Source organism: Bacillota bacterium, assembly GCA_040754315.1.
Taxonomy (GTDB): Bacteria; Bacillota; Sulfobacillia; order DUSP01; family JBFMCS01; genus JBFMCS01.
This window is the reverse complement of the sequence record JBFMCS010000014.1, coordinates 1-18,495: the sequence shown is the minus strand read 5'-3', so window position 1 is coordinate 18,495 and position 18,495 is coordinate 1. Positions and strand designations below refer to the sequence as shown.

The 18,495-nt window shown below is 60.5% G+C and carries 15 protein-coding genes; 7 read left to right on the top strand and 8 right to left on the bottom strand.

From position 1 onward, the window contains the following. Positions 1-10 precede the first annotated feature (10 nt). Positions 11-490, top strand: a complete 480-nt coding sequence (locus tag AB1576_02515) for a 23S rRNA (pseudouridine(1915)-N(3))-methyltransferase RlmH (GenBank protein MEW6080665.1) — start codon at positions 11-13, stop codon at positions 488-490. Here AB1576_02515 and AB1576_02510 read toward each other — a convergent pair. Beyond that, entirely contained in the window at positions 487-2,640 is a 2,154-nt protein-coding gene (locus tag AB1576_02510; protein MEW6080664.1) for a PBP1A family penicillin-binding protein, read from the bottom strand. The genes AB1576_02515 and AB1576_02510 overlap by 4 nt on opposite strands. Positions 2,641-2,904: 264 nt before the next feature. Between AB1576_02510 and argS the strand changes: the two genes are divergently transcribed. The 5 genes from argS (at position 2,905) to AB1576_02485 (ending at position 9,027) form a co-directional block, all read left to right on the top strand. Continuing rightward, entirely contained in the window at positions 2,905-4,569 is a 1,665-nt protein-coding gene (gene argS, locus AB1576_02505) for an arginine--tRNA ligase (GenBank protein MEW6080663.1), read from the top strand. 76 nt (positions 4,570-4,645) lie between these two features. Beyond that, positions 4,646-5,080 (top strand): DNA-directed RNA polymerase subunit delta, encoded by a 435-nt coding sequence (rpoE, locus tag AB1576_02500; GenBank protein ID MEW6080662.1) that lies wholly within the window; start codon positions 4,646-4,648, stop codon positions 5,078-5,080. A 21-nt stretch (positions 5,081-5,101) separates the two neighbouring features. Continuing rightward, the gene (locus AB1576_02495) at positions 5,102-5,740 is read left to right on the top strand and encodes an MBL fold metallo-hydrolase (GenBank protein ID MEW6080661.1); all 639 of its coding nucleotides are present in this window, start codon (positions 5,102-5,104) and stop codon (positions 5,738-5,740) included. A gap of 47 nt (positions 5,741-5,787) precedes the next feature. Further along, positions 5,788-7,389, top strand: a complete 1,602-nt coding sequence (locus AB1576_02490) for a CTP synthase (GenBank protein MEW6080660.1) — start codon at positions 5,788-5,790, stop codon at positions 7,387-7,389. A gap of 531 nt (positions 7,390-7,920) precedes the next feature. After that, a complete protein-coding gene (locus AB1576_02485) occupies positions 7,921-9,027 on the top strand; it encodes a M20/M25/M40 family metallo-hydrolase (GenBank protein ID MEW6080659.1) in 1,107 nt (368 codons plus the stop codon). Between the two features lie 98 nt (positions 9,028-9,125). On the opposite strand, the gene AB1576_02480 is transcribed toward AB1576_02485, so the two are convergent. The 7 genes from AB1576_02480 to AB1576_02450 form a co-directional block, all read right to left on the bottom strand. Further along, a complete protein-coding gene (locus tag AB1576_02480; GenBank protein ID MEW6080658.1) occupies positions 9,126-9,794 on the bottom strand; it encodes an AroM family protein in 669 nt (222 codons plus the stop codon). After that, positions 9,791-10,648, bottom strand: a complete 858-nt coding sequence (locus AB1576_02475) for a hypothetical protein (protein MEW6080657.1) — start codon at positions 10,646-10,648, stop codon at positions 9,791-9,793. Before AB1576_02475 ends, AB1576_02480 begins: the two co-directional genes overlap by 4 nt. Next, positions 10,645-11,592 (bottom strand): DUF1177 domain-containing protein, encoded by a 948-nt coding sequence (locus tag AB1576_02470; GenBank protein MEW6080656.1) that lies wholly within the window; start codon positions 11,590-11,592, stop codon positions 10,645-10,647. The genes AB1576_02475 and AB1576_02470 overlap by 4 nt, the downstream gene beginning before the upstream one ends. 18 nt (positions 11,593-11,610) lie before the next feature. Continuing rightward, entirely contained in the window at positions 11,611-12,678 is a 1,068-nt protein-coding gene (locus AB1576_02465) for a DUF917 family protein (GenBank protein ID MEW6080655.1), read from the bottom strand. Next, positions 12,675-13,340, bottom strand: coding sequence for an aspartate/glutamate racemase family protein (locus AB1576_02460; GenBank protein MEW6080654.1), 666 nt, complete (start codon positions 13,338-13,340; stop codon positions 12,675-12,677). Before AB1576_02460 ends, AB1576_02465 begins: the two co-directional genes overlap by 4 nt. Positions 13,341-13,406: 66 nt before the next feature. Then, positions 13,407-14,963, bottom strand: a complete 1,557-nt coding sequence (locus AB1576_02455; protein MEW6080653.1) for an OPT/YSL family transporter — start codon at positions 14,961-14,963, stop codon at positions 13,407-13,409. Between the two features lie 158 nt (positions 14,964-15,121). Continuing rightward, positions 15,122-16,777 (bottom strand): PucR family transcriptional regulator ligand-binding domain-containing protein, encoded by a 1,656-nt coding sequence (locus tag AB1576_02450; protein ID MEW6080652.1) that lies wholly within the window; start codon positions 16,775-16,777, stop codon positions 15,122-15,124. Between the two features lie 74 nt (positions 16,778-16,851). Between AB1576_02450 and AB1576_02445 the strand changes: the two genes are divergently transcribed. Then, positions 16,852-17,961, top strand: coding sequence for a M20/M25/M40 family metallo-hydrolase (locus AB1576_02445; protein MEW6080651.1), 1,110 nt, complete (start codon positions 16,852-16,854; stop codon positions 17,959-17,961). Positions 17,962-18,495 lie beyond the last annotated feature (534 nt).

The following is an 18,495-nucleotide window of genomic DNA, read 5'->3' as shown; positions in this document are numbered from 1 at the left end:
GAGTCCATTCATGCAGATACGAGTGTTACTGGTGGGCAAGATGAGGGAACGCTTCCTTTCGGAGGGGGTTAGGGAGTACTCTTCTCGTCTTGCTCCCTACTGTTCCCTAACGATGGTGGAGATACCGGACGTCCCGGTGCCCCCTGATGCGAGACCAGCCATGGAAGGCATGGCTGTGGCGGACGAGGGCAAGGCCATCCAGGCGCGGCTGAACCGGGAAGAGTACGTCATAGCCCTGGACGAAGGCGGCGTCTGCATGTCATCGACGGAGTTCTCGCGCCTCCTGGCAGACCTAGGCCTTTTCGGCAAGAGCAAGGTGGCCTTCGTCGTGGGTGGGCACTCAGGCCTGTCGCCTGAGGTGAAGAAGCGGGCGGACGTGGTTCTCAGCCTCTCCCGGATGACCTTTCCCCACCAGATGGTGCCCCTCATTCTCCTGGAGCAGGTATACAGGGCAATGAAGATAGCCCGGAACGAACCCTACCACCGTTAAGGGGCGGGCTCCGCAGCATCTTCCTCCTCCCCGGTCTCGGCTTCCGGCGGGATCCCCTGGGCTTCCGGAGGTTGCTCTTCTGGAGCCACCAGCCCTGGCTCGGGTTCACCGGGCTCTTCCACGCCCGCCTCCAGTGTGATGGGGTGGGGCCCTGGGCAGTACTCCCTGGGGGCCGTGCCCTCAGCGAAGTACTCCGTGTAGGGACGAGGGCAGGCGGGTGTCACCAGGCGCCCAGTATCCGCGCAGATCTCCCTGGAGACGATGCCTGAAGGCGCGGGGAAGTCCCTAGGGGGGCGGCCCACCAGCGCATTTCTCATGAACGCCTCCCATATGGGCCCTGCCAGGGTTCCCCCGCCTCCCTCCAGGGAACGGGAGGGGTCATCATCACCCACGTACACCGCGGTCACCAGGTCTGGCGTGTATCCCACGAACCACGCGTCCTTCAATTCGCTGCTAGTCCCCGTCTTGCCTGAGGCCGGCCGGTCCAGGCTGATATGGGCTCCTGTGCCTCCTGGATCGAACACACTCTTTAGGAGGGAGGTAACCAGGAAGGCGACCCTCTCGTCGATGGCCCCCTCCCTGGTTGGGTTTCCAAGGTGAAGCACCCTCCCCTGGAGGTCCTCTACACTCAAGATGGCCAAGGGCCTGACCATGTCGCCCCCGTTGGCCAGGGGGCAGTAAGCGGCCGCTAGCTCCAGGGGGGTCACAGAGGAGGTCCCCAGGGCCAGGGAGAGGTCAGCCTCAAGGGGGCTCCTGACCCCCATTCTCCGGGCGTAGTGAATGACTGCCCTGGTCCCCACTGTGTCTGCCCACTTCACAGCCGCCACATTGTCGGATATGCGCAGGGCCTCCCTCATGGCCATAGCTCTGTAGTGATACTTGTCTTCCCCGTAGTCCCCGGGAGCCCATTCCTCCCCAGGCACCGGGCCGGTGAATGTGACGGGCTCACACCGCTGCAGGTGAGCCGGGGAAAATCCCATGTCTAGCGCGGCAACATACACGAAGGGCTTGAAGGCGGAACCCGGCTGGCGCCTGGCCCTCCAGGCCCTGTTCCATGTGGACTGGGAGTATTCACGGCCTCCCACCAGGGCCCTTATGTGCCCGTTGCTGGGGTCAATGGCCACCAGTGCGCCCTGGGGCTGCTCCACTCCGCCCTGCCCCAGGGTGCCCGGCGGTAAGCCAGCGGTCACTGCGTTCTGGGCTGCCAGCTGCATGTCCAGGTCCATGGTGGTCCTGATGACATAGCCCCCTCGCCAGATGTCCGCCTCCGAGATGTCCGGAAGTGCCTCTGCCAGGGAATGTATCACGTACTCAACGAAGTAGGGTGCCATGTTCTGGTCCTGCCGCAGGCCTGACAAGCGGATAGGCTCCTTTAGGGCCTCGCCAGCGGCTTGGGCTCCCACGAAACCCAGCCGTACCATGCTCTCAAGTACTTGCCGCCTGCGAGCCACGGCCACCTCGAGGTTCCGGTAGGGGCTCAGGTTCTCCGGACTCCTTACCATACCGGCAAGGAGCGCCGACTCGGCCAAGGTGAGATCCCACACATCCTTGCCGAAGTAGGTTTGGGATGCGACCTGTGCACCGTAAGCGCCATGGCCCCAGTAGATCTGGTTGATGTACAGCTCCAGGATGCGCTGCTTGTCATAGGACCTCTCGAGCCTCACCGTGACAAGAGCCTCCTGGAGCTTCCTGGCCACTGTTCGCTCTGGTGAAAGGAAGAGATTCTTGGCCAGTTGCTGGGTGATGGTGCTGCCGCCTTCCACGATCCGTCCTGCCTGCAGGTTCCTTACCATGGCGCGCCCCAGGGCGACGGGGTCAAGCCCAGCGTGGCCGAAGAACCGCTCGTCTTCCGCGGCGACGATGGCGTTCCTGAAGTGATGGGGGATGTCCTCCAAGGCCACCTCCACCCTATTTTCGGTGAAGAGCCGGGCAGCCACACGGTTTCTTATGTCCAGGATGGTGGTGGCGCTGGGGACCTCGGGGGTCTCCAGGGGCATGGCTATGGCTAGCACGAAAAACCCCACCAGGGCAGCCACAGAGGCTAGCGCGACAGCGGCCACCACCCGTGGCCACCGGGGACGGGAACGGGGCACCTTCTTCCTGTCCCTCCTGGAGGGGTGGCGACCGTTGCCAGGGATTCTGTCTGCCACCGAGCCGTACCTCCGTTCCCGGGGCGTGCCCGGGTGGGCTTGAGTTCCCGGCGTTCGCCGGTGACCAGGCCAGGGGTTGTGATGGAGATCACTGGGAGCAGCCCCTGCCGTCGACCCTGGGGGAGAAAGGCCAAGCCCAGCAAGGTCCAGCCTTAACCTGGGGAGTTGGCATGGGCGTCTCCTTCTGTTATAATCTCCAGTGTAATTCGGGCATTATGCACCCTGGGACGGCCTGCGTCCCGGCCTGAAGAGGGGAGGCTCGCCATGCCTGGAGTGATAGAGAGGGTTCGCCTGGCCATCCTGGCCGAGCTGGAGAGGGCGGTTAGGAGAGCGGTTTCCGAGGACCTGGCGGTGGAGGTCATCCTGGAGGTCCCTCGCGAGAAGGAACATGGCGACTTTGCGTCGCCCGTGGCGCTGAATCTGGCCAGCGAGATCAAGACCAACCCGCGGAGACTGGCCCAATCCATTGCCAGGGCTTTTGATCCCTCCGGGACCCTGGTCCAGCGGCTGGAAGTGGCGGGACCCGGGTTCATCAACTTTTTCCTTGACCCCTCGTGGCTACACGAAGCGGTAAGAGACGCCATCGGACAGGGGGATGACTACGGCCGCTCGGACCACGGCGGAAAGACTAAGGTGCAGATTGAGTTTGTCAGTGCCAATCCCACTGGTCCCATGGTGGTGGTACAGGCACGATCCGGGGCAGTCGGGGACACCCTGGCCAGCCTGATGGACTGGGCAGGGTATGATGTGGCTCGGGAGTTCTACATAAACGACGCGGGCAACCAGGTCGAGAACCTGGGCAGATCGATCTACGCCCGGTACAGGCAGGCCCTGGGACTCCCAGGAGAGATCCCCGATGGGGGCTACCCCGGGCAATACCTGGTGGAGATGGGTGAGGAGCTGGCCAGGGAGAAGGGAGACAGCCTGCTAGAGGTGGGCGAGGCCGGGGCCCTCTCCTACCTGACGCAGTACGTAGTGGACCGCATGGTCAAGAGCCACCAGGAGAGCCTGCGACGCTACGGCGTGGAGTTTGACGTGTGGTTCAGCGAGAAGTCCCTTCACGAATCTGGGGCTGTGCAGGCCACCATCGATTTCCTGACCCAGAGAGGCCACACTTACGTGCAAGAGGGTGCCATCTGGCTCAGGACCGTATCCTTCGGTGATGACAAGGATCGGGTTCTCCTTAAGCAAGATGGCCAAGCCACCTACTTTGCCCCGGATATAGCCTATCACCTCAACAAGTTCCAGAGGGGGTTCAAGAAGGTTATCAATCTATGGGGGCCAGATCACCACGGTTACGTAGCCCGGATGAAAGCGGCGGTACAAGCCTTGGGCTACCCCGAGGACTCCCTGGAGGTCCTCATCGTACAGGTGGTTCGCCTGATCAAGAGCGGTGACGCGGTTAGGATGTCAAAGCGCGCCGGGGAGTTCTTTGCCATGGACGACCTCCTGGATGAGGTGGGAAGGGATGCCGCCCGGTTCTTCTTTCTCATGAGGGCGCCCAATGCCCAGCTGGACTTCGACTTGGACCTCGCTAGGCTCCAGTCCAACGAGAACCCCGTGTACTACGTGCAGTATGCCTATGCGCGCATGAGTGCCATATTCCGCCAGATGACGGAACAAGGAGTGAATATTCCCAAGGAGGCTGACCTGAGTCTCCTGCAGGACGAGTCAGAGCTGGACCTCATGAAGAAGATCGCGGACCTGCCGGAAGAGATCGCTGGGGCCGCCCTGGCCATGGAACCGCACAGGATAACCCGCTACGCCTCGGATTTGGCCACATTGTTCCACGCGTTCTACACGCGCTGCAGGGTACTGGGGGATGACCCCGAGATCACCAAGGCACGGTTGCAGCTGACCGAGGCTGCAAGGATAACCTTACGAAACATCCTGTGCATCCTGGGTGTGTCCGCGCCTGAGAGGATGTAGATCCTTTTCTGTTGATAACTGGCAGTGTTCAAGATAAAATTACTTTGTGGAATTCGGCCGCGGGAGGGCTTGGTGAATGACGGAGAACCTCAAAGCCCCAGATGGTGGACCCGTTGTCTCGGGGGCTGACATGGCCTACGCCATCCTCAAGAGGGAAGGCAGGCCGGTGCACTATTCCGAGATCATGAAGGAGATTGTTGGCGACGGGATCTCGGATCCTGCGGCGAGAGCCAGGGAGATGGCGAGGATCTACACGGAGATTAACCTGGACCACCGCCTGTGTTACACAGGGAACGGCCTCTGGAGTCTCAAGGATCGGGCGGCCAAGACAACAACCGCCCGGGTCTCTCCTGCCCGCGCCATCATCAAACCCCGGAGAGACAACCGCCTGAGACGGGAGGAGCCCGACGACACAGAGGATGAGCTCCAGGTAGAACCCGAAGAAGACGAGGAGGAGGAGGACCTCGAGGAGGAAGAGGAGGCCTGGGACACCCTGGAGTCCGAGGACTAGGTCGCCGGAGGGGGGAGCCCCTTGAAGATCCGCTGGCTGGGTCATTCCTGTTTCCTTGTGACCAGCCCTGATGGGACCAGGGTCCTCATGGACCCTTTCGAGGAGACCACTGGCTACATGCCACCCGCCGTGGAAGCAGATTGCGTCACAGTAAGCCACGATCACTTCGACCACTCTTGCACCAGAGTGGTGTTAGGCAACCCCCAAGTACTGGACAAGCCTGGCCGATACCAAGTGGGTTCCCTTGTCATTACAGGGACGGGCACCTATCACGATGATGTTGGGGGCCAGAGAAGAGGCCCCAACATCGTTTTTTCGTTTGAGACAGGGGGCATCCGCCTGTGCCACCTGGGAGACCTCGGCCACATGCTCGATGGCTTCCAGCGCAATGAGATTGGCCGGGCGGACATCCTTCTTGTGCCCGTGGGGGGCCGGTTCACCCTGGATGCCTCCATGGCCGCCCAGACCGTTGCCATGCTGGGTCCCAGGATCGTCATACCCATGCACTACAAGACTGAGGCGCTGGCCATCCCCCTGGATCCTGTTGATGCCTTCGTGGAGAAGATGGGAGGGGCGGAGTATCCGGGAAACACCACCCTGGAGGTGTACAGGGAGGACCTCCGGGGTGAAAGAAAGGTATACGTCTTGGACTACGAGTAGGGAATAGGAAGCGAGTCAGGATTTCGCAAACGCCAGGAGGGGTTCTGTTGGCCAAGTACATCTTCGTCACAGGTGGAGTCGTGTCGTCCCTTGGGAAGGGAATTACCGCCGCATCCATTGGCAGGCTTCTCAAGAGCCGCGGCCTTCACGTCACCATAGTCAAGTTCGATCCCTACATCAACGTGGACCCCGGGACCATGAGCCCGCTCCAGCATGGAGAGGTGTACGTGACCGACGACGGTGCCGAGACCGACCTTGACCTCGGGCACTACGAGCGCTTCATTGACCAGAACCTATCCAGGATCAACAACGTCACGACAGGCCAGATATACAACGCCGTCATCAGCAAGGAAAGACGAGGAGACTATCTTGGTGGAACCGTCCAGGTCATTCCCCACATCACCAACGAGATCAAGGAAAGGATCCGGCAGGTAGCTGATGACAGCGGGGCCGATGTGGTCATAGCGGAGATCGGGGGGACCGTCGGCGACATAGAAGGCCTGCCCTTCCTGGAAGCGATCCGGCAGTTCAAAGGGGATATTGGGCGTGAGGATGTAGCCTATTTACATGTGACCCTGGTTCCCTTCCTGGAGGCTTCGGGCGAGCAGAAGACCAAACCAACCCAGCACAGCGTGAAGGAACTGAGGAGCATCGGAATCCAGCCGGACTTCATCGTGTGCCGTTCGGAAAGGCCCCTCTCCAGGGACATGCGGGATAAGATAGCTCTGTTTTGTGATACGGAGAAGGACGCTGTCATCCAAAACCTTGACTCGGATACCATCTACGATGTTCCCCTGCGGCTTGAAGAGGAGGGGCTTGGGGACCTCCTGGTCAAGAGGCTGGGGCTCCAGTGCGGGCCGCCGGACCTCCGGGACTGGGAGTTCACTGTGAACCGGCTGCGTAACCCCAAGCGCAGTGTGAAAGTGGCCATTGTGGGTAAGTACGTGGCGCTTCACGATGCGTATCTCAGCATAGCCGAGGCCTTGTGTCATGGCAGCATAGCCAACGAGGCGTCCCTTGAACTGGACTGGATTGCCTCAGAGCGCCTGGAAGGGGAAGACCCTGAGCGGGTCTTGGGGGAGGCCGGCGGCATCCTGGTACCAGGGGCATTTGGGTATCGCGGTATAGAAGGCAAGATCCGGGCCATCACATACGCAAGGGAAAATGGGGTTCCCTTTTTCGGCATATGCATGGGGCTACAGTGCGCGGTGATGGAGTTTGCCCGGAATGTCCTTGGCTGGGAGGGCGCCTCCAGCACGGAATTGCACCCCAACACGCCCTACCCTGTGATTGACCTCATGCCGAGCCAGAGGGCCGTAAGAGACATGGGAGGCACCATGCGACTGGGGGCTTATCCCTGCAGGCTCAGGAGGGGTTCCCTAGCGTATCAGGCCTATGGCGAGGTCACCGTGAAGGAGAGACACCGGCACCGCTATGAGGTGAACAACGACTACCGCGATGACATGGCCCGGGAGGGTTTCCGCTACGTGGGGGTCTGGCCTGAGGGAGACCTCGTGGAGATAATGGAGCTGGATGGACACCCGTGGTTTCTGGGTACCCAGTTCCACCCTGAGCTCAAGTCCAGGCCTAACCGGCCACACCCCCTCTTTAGGGACTTCATAGAGAAGTCCCTGGAATGCCATAGGTGAGGATGACAGGTGGCGCGCAGGATCCGGGGCAGCGTGGTATCCATGAGGACAGGCCAGATCTGCAGCCCCGGAGTGCAGGGTCTTCTCCGCTGGTTCTTGGTGCCCGTTTCATTCTAGCCAGCGGAGCTCGCTCTTCAGGGTCTTGTAGAACTACCGGATCCTCTTGTTCATACCATGAGGTTGACCTTCCTAATCTGCTCGGCTCTGCCCGGTCGGGATTCTCCCCCTGGTGCCGCCATGAAGGTGAACGGCTCGAGAGAAGGTCTCCTCTGCCGCTGCGTAGTCTCAAGCCTTCAGTGTCTCCCATACAAGCGGCTCAGCTCCGTGATCTTCCGGATCTCTTGATCTTCGCGGTTCACGTCAGACACCCTGGCTGGGAGGGTTAGCCAGAATGTTTCTCACTGGCGGGATCCCGTCCCTCCGAGCGCGGGCATTGCGTTCGGGATGGAGGGCTTACCGCCGTCCTGAAGGGGATGGGCCTTTCGGGATGGAACTAGGGGGAAGCCGGGCATTTGAAAGGAGTGGATCCCAGTGTCCGAATGCTCTGGCACAACCCTTGAAGAACGGTTGCTGGCCAGGCTGAAGCTGCTGGCAGAGACTGACGGGTTTTCCGGTCATGAGCAGGCAATTACCAGCCTCATGCAGACAGTACTGGAGCCCTGGGCCGACCGGGTATGGGCCGATGGTGCCGGGAATCTCTACGCCTCCAGGGAGGGGTTGCCGGGCGGGCCCAAGCTAATGATTGCCGCGCATGGTGACGAGGTGGGTGGGCTGGTTAAGAGCGTTGAGCCATCGGGTTTTCTTCGTTTCCACACTGTGGGGTTGAGGGCCTGGATCCTGCAGGCCAGGAAGGTAAGGGTGTCCGGGCACTTGGGAGTCATCGGCGTCAGACCCGGGCATTTCCCCGGGAAGGGAGAGCTTCCCAGGGCTGAGGACCTCTACATAGATGTAGGCGCTTCCAGCGCGGATGAGGTCAGGTCCATGGGGATCGGGATAGGAAGCCCGGTAACAGCCAAGAGCGAGATTGAGATGCTCTCACCCTACCGCGTGGTGGGCAAGGCCATTGACAACCGGGTGGGCTGTGCCGTGCTGGCGGAGGTGTTCTCCCAGATCAGGGACGTGCCCTTCCGGGGAACCGTGGTAGGGATCATTACCACCAGGGAAGAGGTGGACTTCGGAGGTGCCAAGATGGCCGCATTCCAGGTGGACCCGGGTCTGGCCATAGCCCTGGACACCATGCCTTGCGGGGATACCCCGGACGTCAGTTTCTACCAGGAACTCCCGGTGGCCATCGGCGAGGGGCCTGTCATCCAGCTAATGACTCAGGAAGGTGATGTGGCCTTCATCGCCAACCCGGGGGTCAGGGAGGCCCTGGAGAGTGTTGCCAAGAGCGAGGGCATTCCCTGCCAGCTGGCTGTGGTGCCCGTGACCAATACCGATGCCTCAGCGATAGGCCTGTCCCGGGCAGGGATCCCCACGGGTGTGGTGTCCATACCCCGGCGGTACTCGCATTCCCCTGTGGAGGTATGTGATTTGAGGGACGCGGCGGGCGCGGTGAACCTCCTAGTGGGTTTCGTGAGGGGAATGGGGTTGACAGGAGCCGGGAAAAAGGAAAATAGCAGGAGCCACCAGGGTTAAAGCTCTCGCCACCAGATAAGGCTCGGGGGGGCTTGTCCCTTTCCCGGCCTGGCAGTGCCCTTCTCCCACCCGGGCAGCGGGCTCCCCGCTTTCAACGTCTATCCCAGTATCTCCGCGACAACCCTGGCAAGGAGGCTGCGGGCAAGCACCGTGGGCAGACCGGAAACCTCCCTCACAACCTTCTTCATGGCAAGGGTATACCCCATGCAATCCATGACCAGGATCCCGGCTCCCTGGTTCTTCAAGGACTCAACTGCCCGGACCATGGTCTCCTGGGTATCAGAATAGGGGTTCGCCGCTTCAACCACAACCTTGCCGGGCTGGCCTGCCCACTTCACCTTAGCCTGCTCAACCTGGGCCGGGGCAGGTGTCAGGATCCCCACAGTGCGGTTGCCCGCCAGGGCCTCAACGGTGTTGTGAAGAACCTCATCGGGCTTGACAAGAAGGGTCTGGGTTTCAAGCGCCGCGAAGTCCCCTGTGCAAAGAAGGAGTATGCAATCAGTCCCGGCAGCGTCCATCTCCCGTATTGCCTTGACCACCAAGGGCTCAACGAAGCGCCGGGCTATCCGGACCGAGGAGCCATCAGCCAGCCTGGTAACCAGCACGTAGTCATCCGGGGTTGGGGCCATGGAGGCTATCTCTTCCTTGCCGAGTCCATCCAGGGCACCCCTCTCCATGACCTGGACGACCTGCCCCCAAATGCCACGTAGTTCCGGCACAATGTCTGGACGGGGCGATTGCCCAATGGTTATCAACGCTAACTTCACGGGCCTAACCTCCTTACATAACAGCAACTCCTGTGGCGGGCGCAGCTAGGGCCTGCCCCCGCGCACTCCGGCAGCGAGGCCTCCTCCCCCGAGTGGCCTGAGCCCTTGATCCTCCAGACCTCTTCCCAAACGCCCTCCACGAGGGTGTCTGTCTCCCCTGACACAACGAAGGTTGTTGAGCCTTCTGCCCCATCCATGCCTCCCCGGCCTATCACGGAGACTGCCGGTTCCTCACCGAGAGACCTGCCCAGTATGGTCAGGGCCTCCATCTCCGTGACGAGGCGACCGTAGATGGGTATGAGGCCTACTGCCATCCCCATACTCCTCTTCATTCGCGTTCGTCCTGCCGCAAGCACTGCCTTGCCCACGCTCACCGGGGACATCTTCTCCAAGCCCGCCGCTATGAAGAGGTGTGCCCCCTGAGCCATCAGGCCGGAGATCACTTGACCTGGCGCACCGCCCAGCTCGGCGCCGGCCATCATAGCCGCATTCCCTTGGGCATCAATGATATTCGCCCCCATCACAGACACGTCCCCAGGTCCCATGGACCTCACCGTACTTGCCATTGCCTCCAGGTCCATCAAGGGCTGAGGGCGGCCATGATCCAGGAGCACAACATGGGGGGCGCGGGATTCATCCCGCGCCGCCCGCGTTCCCGTGGCACTTATGCGGCCGGAGATCCTCAGGGGCACACCGCATAGTTCCTCGCAGAGCGCGGACACCGTTGTCCCCCCTTTGAGGAGTATCAAGCCATGTACGAGAGCCTCCTGGATCTCGGGGACAAGGCTCAGCGCCTTGGCGATGAGTCTCTTCCCCTCAGGCACGGTCAGCGTGATCTGGATTGACTGTCTCAACTCGTACCCTTCCTCCCGAGCGTCTGCAGGTGGGTCATCTCACCATACAATTCGACCATGCGGCTGAATTCCTCGGGATCGTACACGTGAAGGCTCTTCGAGGTAAACCCCTTTGCCGCCTCTATGACGAAGCGCACTGCCATCTCAATGTCCACTGGGTGAGAGGCACCGCTGGCACAGCCAGGCACGGGCACCTCAGCCGTGAGGGCGACTCCCACTACCGGAGATGGCGTGGCACACGAGGGCTGGAGTATGCTGTTGAGGTGAAATACCCCATTGCCGTAAGGGGTTATGTCCTGCATAGTTATGGGCAGGACCTGCGCGGGCCTTCCCGTGACTATCTCCATGGCATCCAGGAGGTCATCAGAGACCTTGAGTATGTAGCCTTCCTTCACCGTCGGGGAGATGGCAAACCCCCTCTGGTTGATTATCCTGTTGCCACGGCTGGTATCCACCGAGAGGATGCAGTCCATTTCGGGTAGCACCTCGTGCTCGTTCATGGTGGCGAGGTCAACGGGGGAATCCATGAATGGAACCGGGTGGTGGGGCCTCACCGGCGCGCAAGGGCATATGTGAGTTGTTACAATGACGTCACCCTCAAGGACATCACCGCGGGCAGCCATCTGTCCCAGCTTGAAGGCGGCGGACACTGCAGTTATGGCACCGTCGCCGTCCGAAACCAGGCCTATCCTCTCAGGCCTCGCCCCGATGCCGCCAAGCCTGCCGATCAGGCCAAAGGTGGGGGCATCCCCACCCCGGGTCTTTCCCCTGCGCCCCGGGAAACGGAAGCACACGAAGTCTGTCTTGCCCTTCTCCGTTGATACCTCCCGTGTCAACAGTTCGCCCTTGAATTCCCTGTGAGCCAGAGCCTCTTTGATGTAGGGACCACCAGCCTTAGGATGGTCCAGCAGGTCCAGGACGTCTGTGACATGCCTCAAAGCCATTCGCGTCACCTCCAAGGATCAGAACACGTACTCTACCATGGGCTTGCCCACAGCAGCCTCAGCCATGGCGAAGAGACCAGGGTCTCGCATCCCCCCGCCCAGGAAGAGGTTCTCCCTTCTTGACATGACCAGTATCACCCTTCTCCCCAGGCTCAGGTCAGCGGTGGCCAGGGGGAGCCCCGAACCTGCGTCAAGTGTCATGATCAGGTCGGGGAATGTGGCGACCCTCTCATTCTCCGTGTCCAGGGTCATGTACTCATTCCAGAATGTCAGGTGATGCCCGGTGGAAAGACGTACAGAGCCCAAATCGAAGCCACCCTCGGTCATCAGGGAGAAGTCTTCGATGATCCCTGTGGCTAGCACGCTCCCTCCCAGCGTCTCCATGGCCTTGGCCGCCATCCTATCCGGGTCTCCCTCGTTCTCCACCAGGGCCTTGCCCACCTTCATGGCCTGGGTAATGGCACCGGGGGCGGCATTCTCCTGGACATACTCCAGGCTAACGGGGTTCCTGGCCACAGCCACTATTCCCCCGGCCTGGACGGAGATCTGGCGTATGACGGCGGCAACCTGGGATAGGCTACCCGTGACCGTTGTCTCCAAGTATCTTCCCTTCTTGGGGTCTCCTCCACTGGCACACTGAACGGATACGAAGTGCTCCAACCTGTGAAGGCCCATGGAACCCATGAGACCGGTGGGATGGGCCCTGCCGTTACAGGGGGCGTCCACCACAGGTACATTCAGGGTAGCTGCCTGCAGCCAGCCATTGACCGTGGCGAATCCGCCGTTCTCGTTGGTGATGAGGCCCCCTACACGAATACCCTCATGCCTGCACAGAAGATCCACAGCCCTCACGTAGTGCCTGGGAGTGACGTAGCGGTCCTGGGCCGCAGGGGCTCCCACGGCTCCTACCGTGACGATGACGGCATCGCCCGGGAGTTCATCCGGTTGGACCAGGCACACCCTGTCCATGGCCACTGCCAGGTTTCCGAAGGCTAGGCCCAGATCCATGGACCCGCCCCCACCGCCGCCCAGCAACGCCCCTCCAAGTACAGCCATCTTCACCGAACCTGCGGCAAGGTGTATCATGCCTTCCCCCCCAGTCCCCTCGTTACCACAGCGGAATAGGCTGCCAAGGCTGCTGCCAGCACCGGGTCCACCACTGGAGCATCAATCCTCTTGGCAAGGTGGGACGCGGCGCCGCAAGTGGTCATGCCTGTGCAGGCAAGGGCGATGGAGCGTGCCCCTCCCTCCACTAGCCCGCGAGCGGCCCTTTCGACCTCCTCTAGGGCGCCGCCAGCCTGGAGGTCCAAGGTGGTCTTTACCTTTTCCGGCCGCGCGACCCCGGCCAGGTTCTGGCCCAGGACCCTGGCCATGGCCTCCGGGGCCTCCCCGGTTATACCCAGTACGCCCACAGGGCCCCCCAGGGCCAAGGCGACGGAGGCCCCTGCCGAGCCAGCCCCAATCACGGGAATGGACACTTGGCGCCGGAGAGCCTGCACCCCTGGGTCGGCTGCACAGCTTACAATAAGGGCCATGACCCCCTCATCCCGCAGGTCCTTCCCTGCCTGCAAGATCTTGGGGATGGCCTCTCGCTCGGTGCAAGCATCATATATGCCGCAGGGCTGATCAGGTATGCACCTTGAGATGACCCTCAGCTGGGGTAGGTACTCCTGGATGATGGCGCCGTGAAGGTTGAGGGCCTCCTCGTCATCCACTGTCAGCACACGTATGAGCCCTACGTTGTACATGTGGGTATCCTCCCGTTATGGAGGGGAAGGCCAAGGCGCCGCTGCCATGGCCTTCCCCGGTTCTGTTCAGGCGAAGAATGTCCGGATTATGGAATTCACGAAACCGTAGATCCCGTCCCCTGCTATGAGGCCAGCCTCCCTGACCTTCATTGGCTCCTCGCCAATAATCCTCCTGGCTATGACAGCGGCTATGAGGCCCCAGCCATATATGGGGCTCATGATGAGGAGCCCAGTGGCAAACAGGACGCCCATTGCCCTGCCTGGACCGCCAATTACCTGTATGGCGGCGCCGGGGATGCTCCAGAGGATTAGCTGGCGGACAATCCCCGGATCCGCCCCTGCGTTAATGGTGGCCGCAAAGACCCGGCTCACCGGGGGAAGCAGGTCCAGCTTGAAGTGCATCCCGGCGAACAGGCCTACCATCACCAGGCCCATGATCCCGCCCACGGCTTCAGCAATGAACTGCTGCTTCCTGCCGTCCTTCTCGTAGGCCATGTCCTGGCCCCTGCCCCTGATTAGCCAGCCCGTCTTCAGGTCATACCCGAAGTCGGCGAAGAGGGGGCCCGTGGATGCCGTGTACCCGGTCAGGAGTGCCAGGGGTACCGCGGGGATACCCAGGAACATACCTATGGTAAGGAAGATTATCGTCACCGCGAAGGCTGGGAACCAACCCGAGTGCATGGCGCAAAGACCCACAATGATGGTGGACGCGGCTGCGGCGAAACCGGCAAACAGCGTGAATACGATTATCTGGCCTAGGCTCATCTGCCACAGCGCCCCTGCAATCAGTGCCATCACCAAGGCGCCTACGGAAAAGAGCGCGAAGTGAATCACTATCTTCTTGGGGATGCCTTCGTTAGCCTCGGTTTGAGCAGTTTCCTTCTCCTCCTGTTTCCTTGAGATGATCAGGAAGGCCTGGACGAGCTGGACCAGACCAGCGCCAATCATCATCCCGTGGGGAACATAGGTCTCCCCCAGGTTGACGCCGAAGAGCACTGGTGCGTAACCTCGGATGAGAAGGCCTATGCCCAGAGCAGTGATGGCGAAGATGTTGGCGATAAAGGCTATGCCGATGCCTGCCATTGGCAACTTGAAGTAGGTGCCGATTATGCCAGCTATGATGCCTTCCACAAGTCTCCTGGCTCGCTTGCCTCCCTCGTCAGCCGCCCAGAGTGCCTCGGCGGTGGCCACGCCAGGGGGCCAGGCCCCCTCAGCAGGGTATACCTTGGTATTGTACAACTGGGTGACGAACCACACGTCAAGCAGCACACCAATGCCTGACCCGATAAGAAGAGGATAGACAAGAGCGGGTTGCCCCATTAAGAACACGATGGCCACGGAAAGAAGTCCAGCATTAGCCGCAGAAAAACCTCCAGCTGATGTGTAGGTCTGAATGATGTTTTGGCTGTCCAGCGGTCTCAGGCTGGCAACAACCCTGGCCAGGGTGATTGCCACGATAGCGCCAATAATGGATGTGTTGGGTGTTATCCCGATACGCCCTATGATCTGCATGCAGATGGCCCCGGAAACGGCGGCCATGGCCAACCCCAAGATCAGGTTTACGCCGGTAAGGGCCTTTGGATGGCTCTTGGGGCCGAGCGGGGTTTTCACTTCCGTACTCACTGTGGATCCCTCCTTCTTCAGGGGCACACGCCCCCATTTTGTAGTTCGACTGTAGTATTTGGGCCAACGGTGTGACAACGGTTCTGATGCATGAAGGAAATGCCTGCTGATCATGCCCCATGCACAAAGGAACACAGCATGCTGCCTGGGAAGGATTTTCAGGAGTGCCGGGAAAGTACCATGTATATGGCCAGGGCGAGGTGGACGCGGGTGGCGCCGAACCCCGTGAGGGCGTCATCCCCCAGGAGGTTCCGTATTAGCTGGAGGCGGTACTTCATAGAGTTGCGGTGCAAGTACAATTGCTCCGCGGCAGTCTTCTGGCACTTATCGCATGCAAGGTACGTGTGGAGGGTTTCCATGAGGGAGCCGTTGTTGTTCCTGTCGTACTTGAGCAACGGGCCGATGGTTTGTTCGACTATCTCCTGGAGTGCTTCCCTGTCGTGGTAGTCGCAGATGAGACGGTAGATGCCAAGCGTGTTATAGCAGTGAACGGTGTTCTTCCCGTGGATCATCCTTCCGATCTCTATGGCCTTCTGGGCCTGGTTGAAGCTGCGCCATGTTTGGGACAGCTGGGAGTACACTCCCCCCACCCCTATTGAACAGGTGGGGCCATCTATGGACTGGGAGAGTTCCCGGTGGATCGACTTGGCCACTTCATCCAGCCATGTCTTGGACGCAGGCGGGATGTCAGTGAGGAGGACTACGGCGCCGTCACTGTACCTAGTGACTATGGCACCTGGGCTGATCTCCCCTGTCACCTTGACTATCAATTGGAAAAGGGATTCCTTCATCCTCTGAATGTGGATCTCATCCTTAGGCCTGGAGTGATAGTATGTGGTGAAGTCATCTATGTCCACCACAGCCACACCGACGTTGCCCTCGAGCCTCCAGGAGAAGTACTTGGCTCGTTCACGGGCGATATCCTCGCTTATCCCGGGCCCCGAGAGGATGTCCATGACCAGGTCGTGTTCCATGCGGTGTTCGGCCTCGGCCACGGCCTTCTGTCTCATGAGATCCAGCGCTATCGCTGTGGAGGCCTTCTCCAAGGCAAGCCATTCGGTATCTGGAACCTTGCCGGTTGCCTCCAGAACCGCCAGGTACCCGCAGAGTTCGCGCCCGGCCACAACCGGCGCCACCACGGCTGAACCCGAGCCACCCAAGTCAATCCTTTGTGGGAGACTGCCATCGGAGCTGCGCCCCTTTGAGAGTTGCCGTATCCCCAAGGAGATGTTTCCCGGGAAGCCTTTGACCTTGGTGTCATCATGTGAAGGCACCTCTGCCAGGACTGCGAGGTCCTGGGAGAGCACTGCCACAGGGTTTCGGAGCAGGGAATGCAGGGCGCCGGCTATCTCGCGCAGCCCGCCGCCTCCAAGGATTAGGTCCGTCAAGACCCTGTGAACGGTTTCGGAGCGCTTCAGCCTGAAGGACTGCTCGTCAATGATGAGGGTCATTATGGGTGTGGTTATGTCAATGTAGGCCATGTGTGCTGGGATCTCTATCAGTGGCAGGCAGTACTTGTTGGCTAGGGAGAGTGCCTCCCTGGGCACGAAACCCAGGAACCTGTGGGGCTTCAAGGCCAGCGCCGCCGCCTTGGTCCTGCCGAGGTGTTCGATCAGGGCCAAGAGCTTCTCAGGGTCTTCCTTGAAGGCAAATGCCGTCGTCAGCAGGAAGGACCCGGGGCGGATCCAGGCATCAGCATCCGGCACTTCAATGATGTCAACGTGTTCGATGGCATTCCCCAGGCCTGACTCACCGGCTACTACCCTGGCCTGGGTGAGGGGTTCGATTGCCAGCACATGGCCCACGGTTATCATGGCGTCGTCCCCCCTGTTTAGGGTAGGGTATGTATTCTGTAACAACCCCCCAAGTCCCTTTGGAGGTGATGGCATTGTTGAATAGGGAACGGCTTCTGGAGAACTTTCTAAACCTGCTCACGATCGAGGGGCCATCCTTCAACGAGCACCTGGTTGCTGAGAATGTCCTGGCACAACTGGAAGCCCTCCAAGTGAGGGCAGCCATGGATGGGACCGGGGAGGCCATTGGCGGCAACTGTGGAAACATCGTCGGGAGACTGGAGCCCACCCCCCCCGGGAATGAGTGGATTGGCTTGGTAACCCACATGGACACGGTGGAAGCGGACCACCCTGTGGTGCCCAGGGTAGAGGGTGGCATTATCAGGTCCGAGGGGAACACCATTCTCGGTGCTGACGACAGGGCCGGAATCGCGGCATTGCTTGAAGCCCTCACGGTCGTCAGGGAGCAAGGATTGCCCCATGCTGGCCTGGAACTCATCTTCACCGTGGCAGAGGAGCAGGGGTTAAAGGGCGTAAGGTACCTGGAGACGGGGGAACTGAGGTCCCCCCTTGCTTTTGTCCTGGACAGCTCAGGCCCACCGGGCCGCATCGTGACGAGGGCCCCCTATCACAACCGGCTGGAATGGACCATCACCGGCAAGGCTGCCCATGCCGGTGTTAGCCCCGAGTCTGGCATCGATGCCCTGAAGGCGGCAGCACTGGGGATAAGCCTCATGAAGCTTGGCAGGATCGACCCAGAGACCACGGCTAACCTGGGGTTGATCCAGGGTGGCAAGGCCACTAACATAGTGTGCGAACGCGTGGAGATCCACGGAGAGACACGCTCTCTGGACAAGGCCAAGATGAAAGCCGAAACCGAGCACATGCTGGCTTCCATGCAAGAAGGGGCCGGGAAGGTCGGGGCAAAGGTTGAGGAAAGGGTGATATTGCAGTACGAAGGGTACGATCTTGGGCCCCACGAACCCGTTGTGCAGATGGCTCTGGGCGCCGTGGAAAGAGCGGGCCTGAAGGCGCAAGTAACCTCCACAGGCGGGGGAAGCGATGCCAGCGTTCTCAATGCCAAGGGCATCAAATCCGTCGTACTGGGGGTGGGATACAAGAACCCCCACAGCGTTGATGAGGAGATTTCCCTGGTGGACCTGGAGAGCCTAGCCAGGATAGTCCTGGAGTTGATCCGCCGGTAGCCCGGGGCAGCGCTGTTTCAGGGGACGGGCCTGGCATCTGGTAACTACGGCCCCCTGAGGAATGCCAGGCGGCCTTGTTCACTTAACGGGAGCCTGGCACATGTACCTGGACCGTGTGGCAGCGAGCCTTCCTCGAACTAGCCTCCCAGGGAGGCGGGGAAGGCTCACGTGTGCCACCAGGCCGGAAGGGGCACCTCCCAGACCCTACCACTTACCTCTGCCTCAGCCCATTACCTGCGATACTGCATACCGTAAAGCGATAAATATTTATTGCAGCACGATAATTGCCATGCTATAATGATTGTGGTCAGGTAGGATGGGAGGCGGTCCAATGAACTACTCAAGCAGGCGTTCTCTGGCTTCATTCCTCCGGGGTGCTTTGACAGTAGCATGGTACCTCTGTTTAGTACCCATTTTCCGCACATGAGAAGAGGGGTATCCAGGGACATGGTCGGAATCTTCGGAACCAGGATTATAAAGGATGGATGTCAAATCCTCCAATAGAGTGTTTCTTGGGGGGTGAGGGCATCAAAA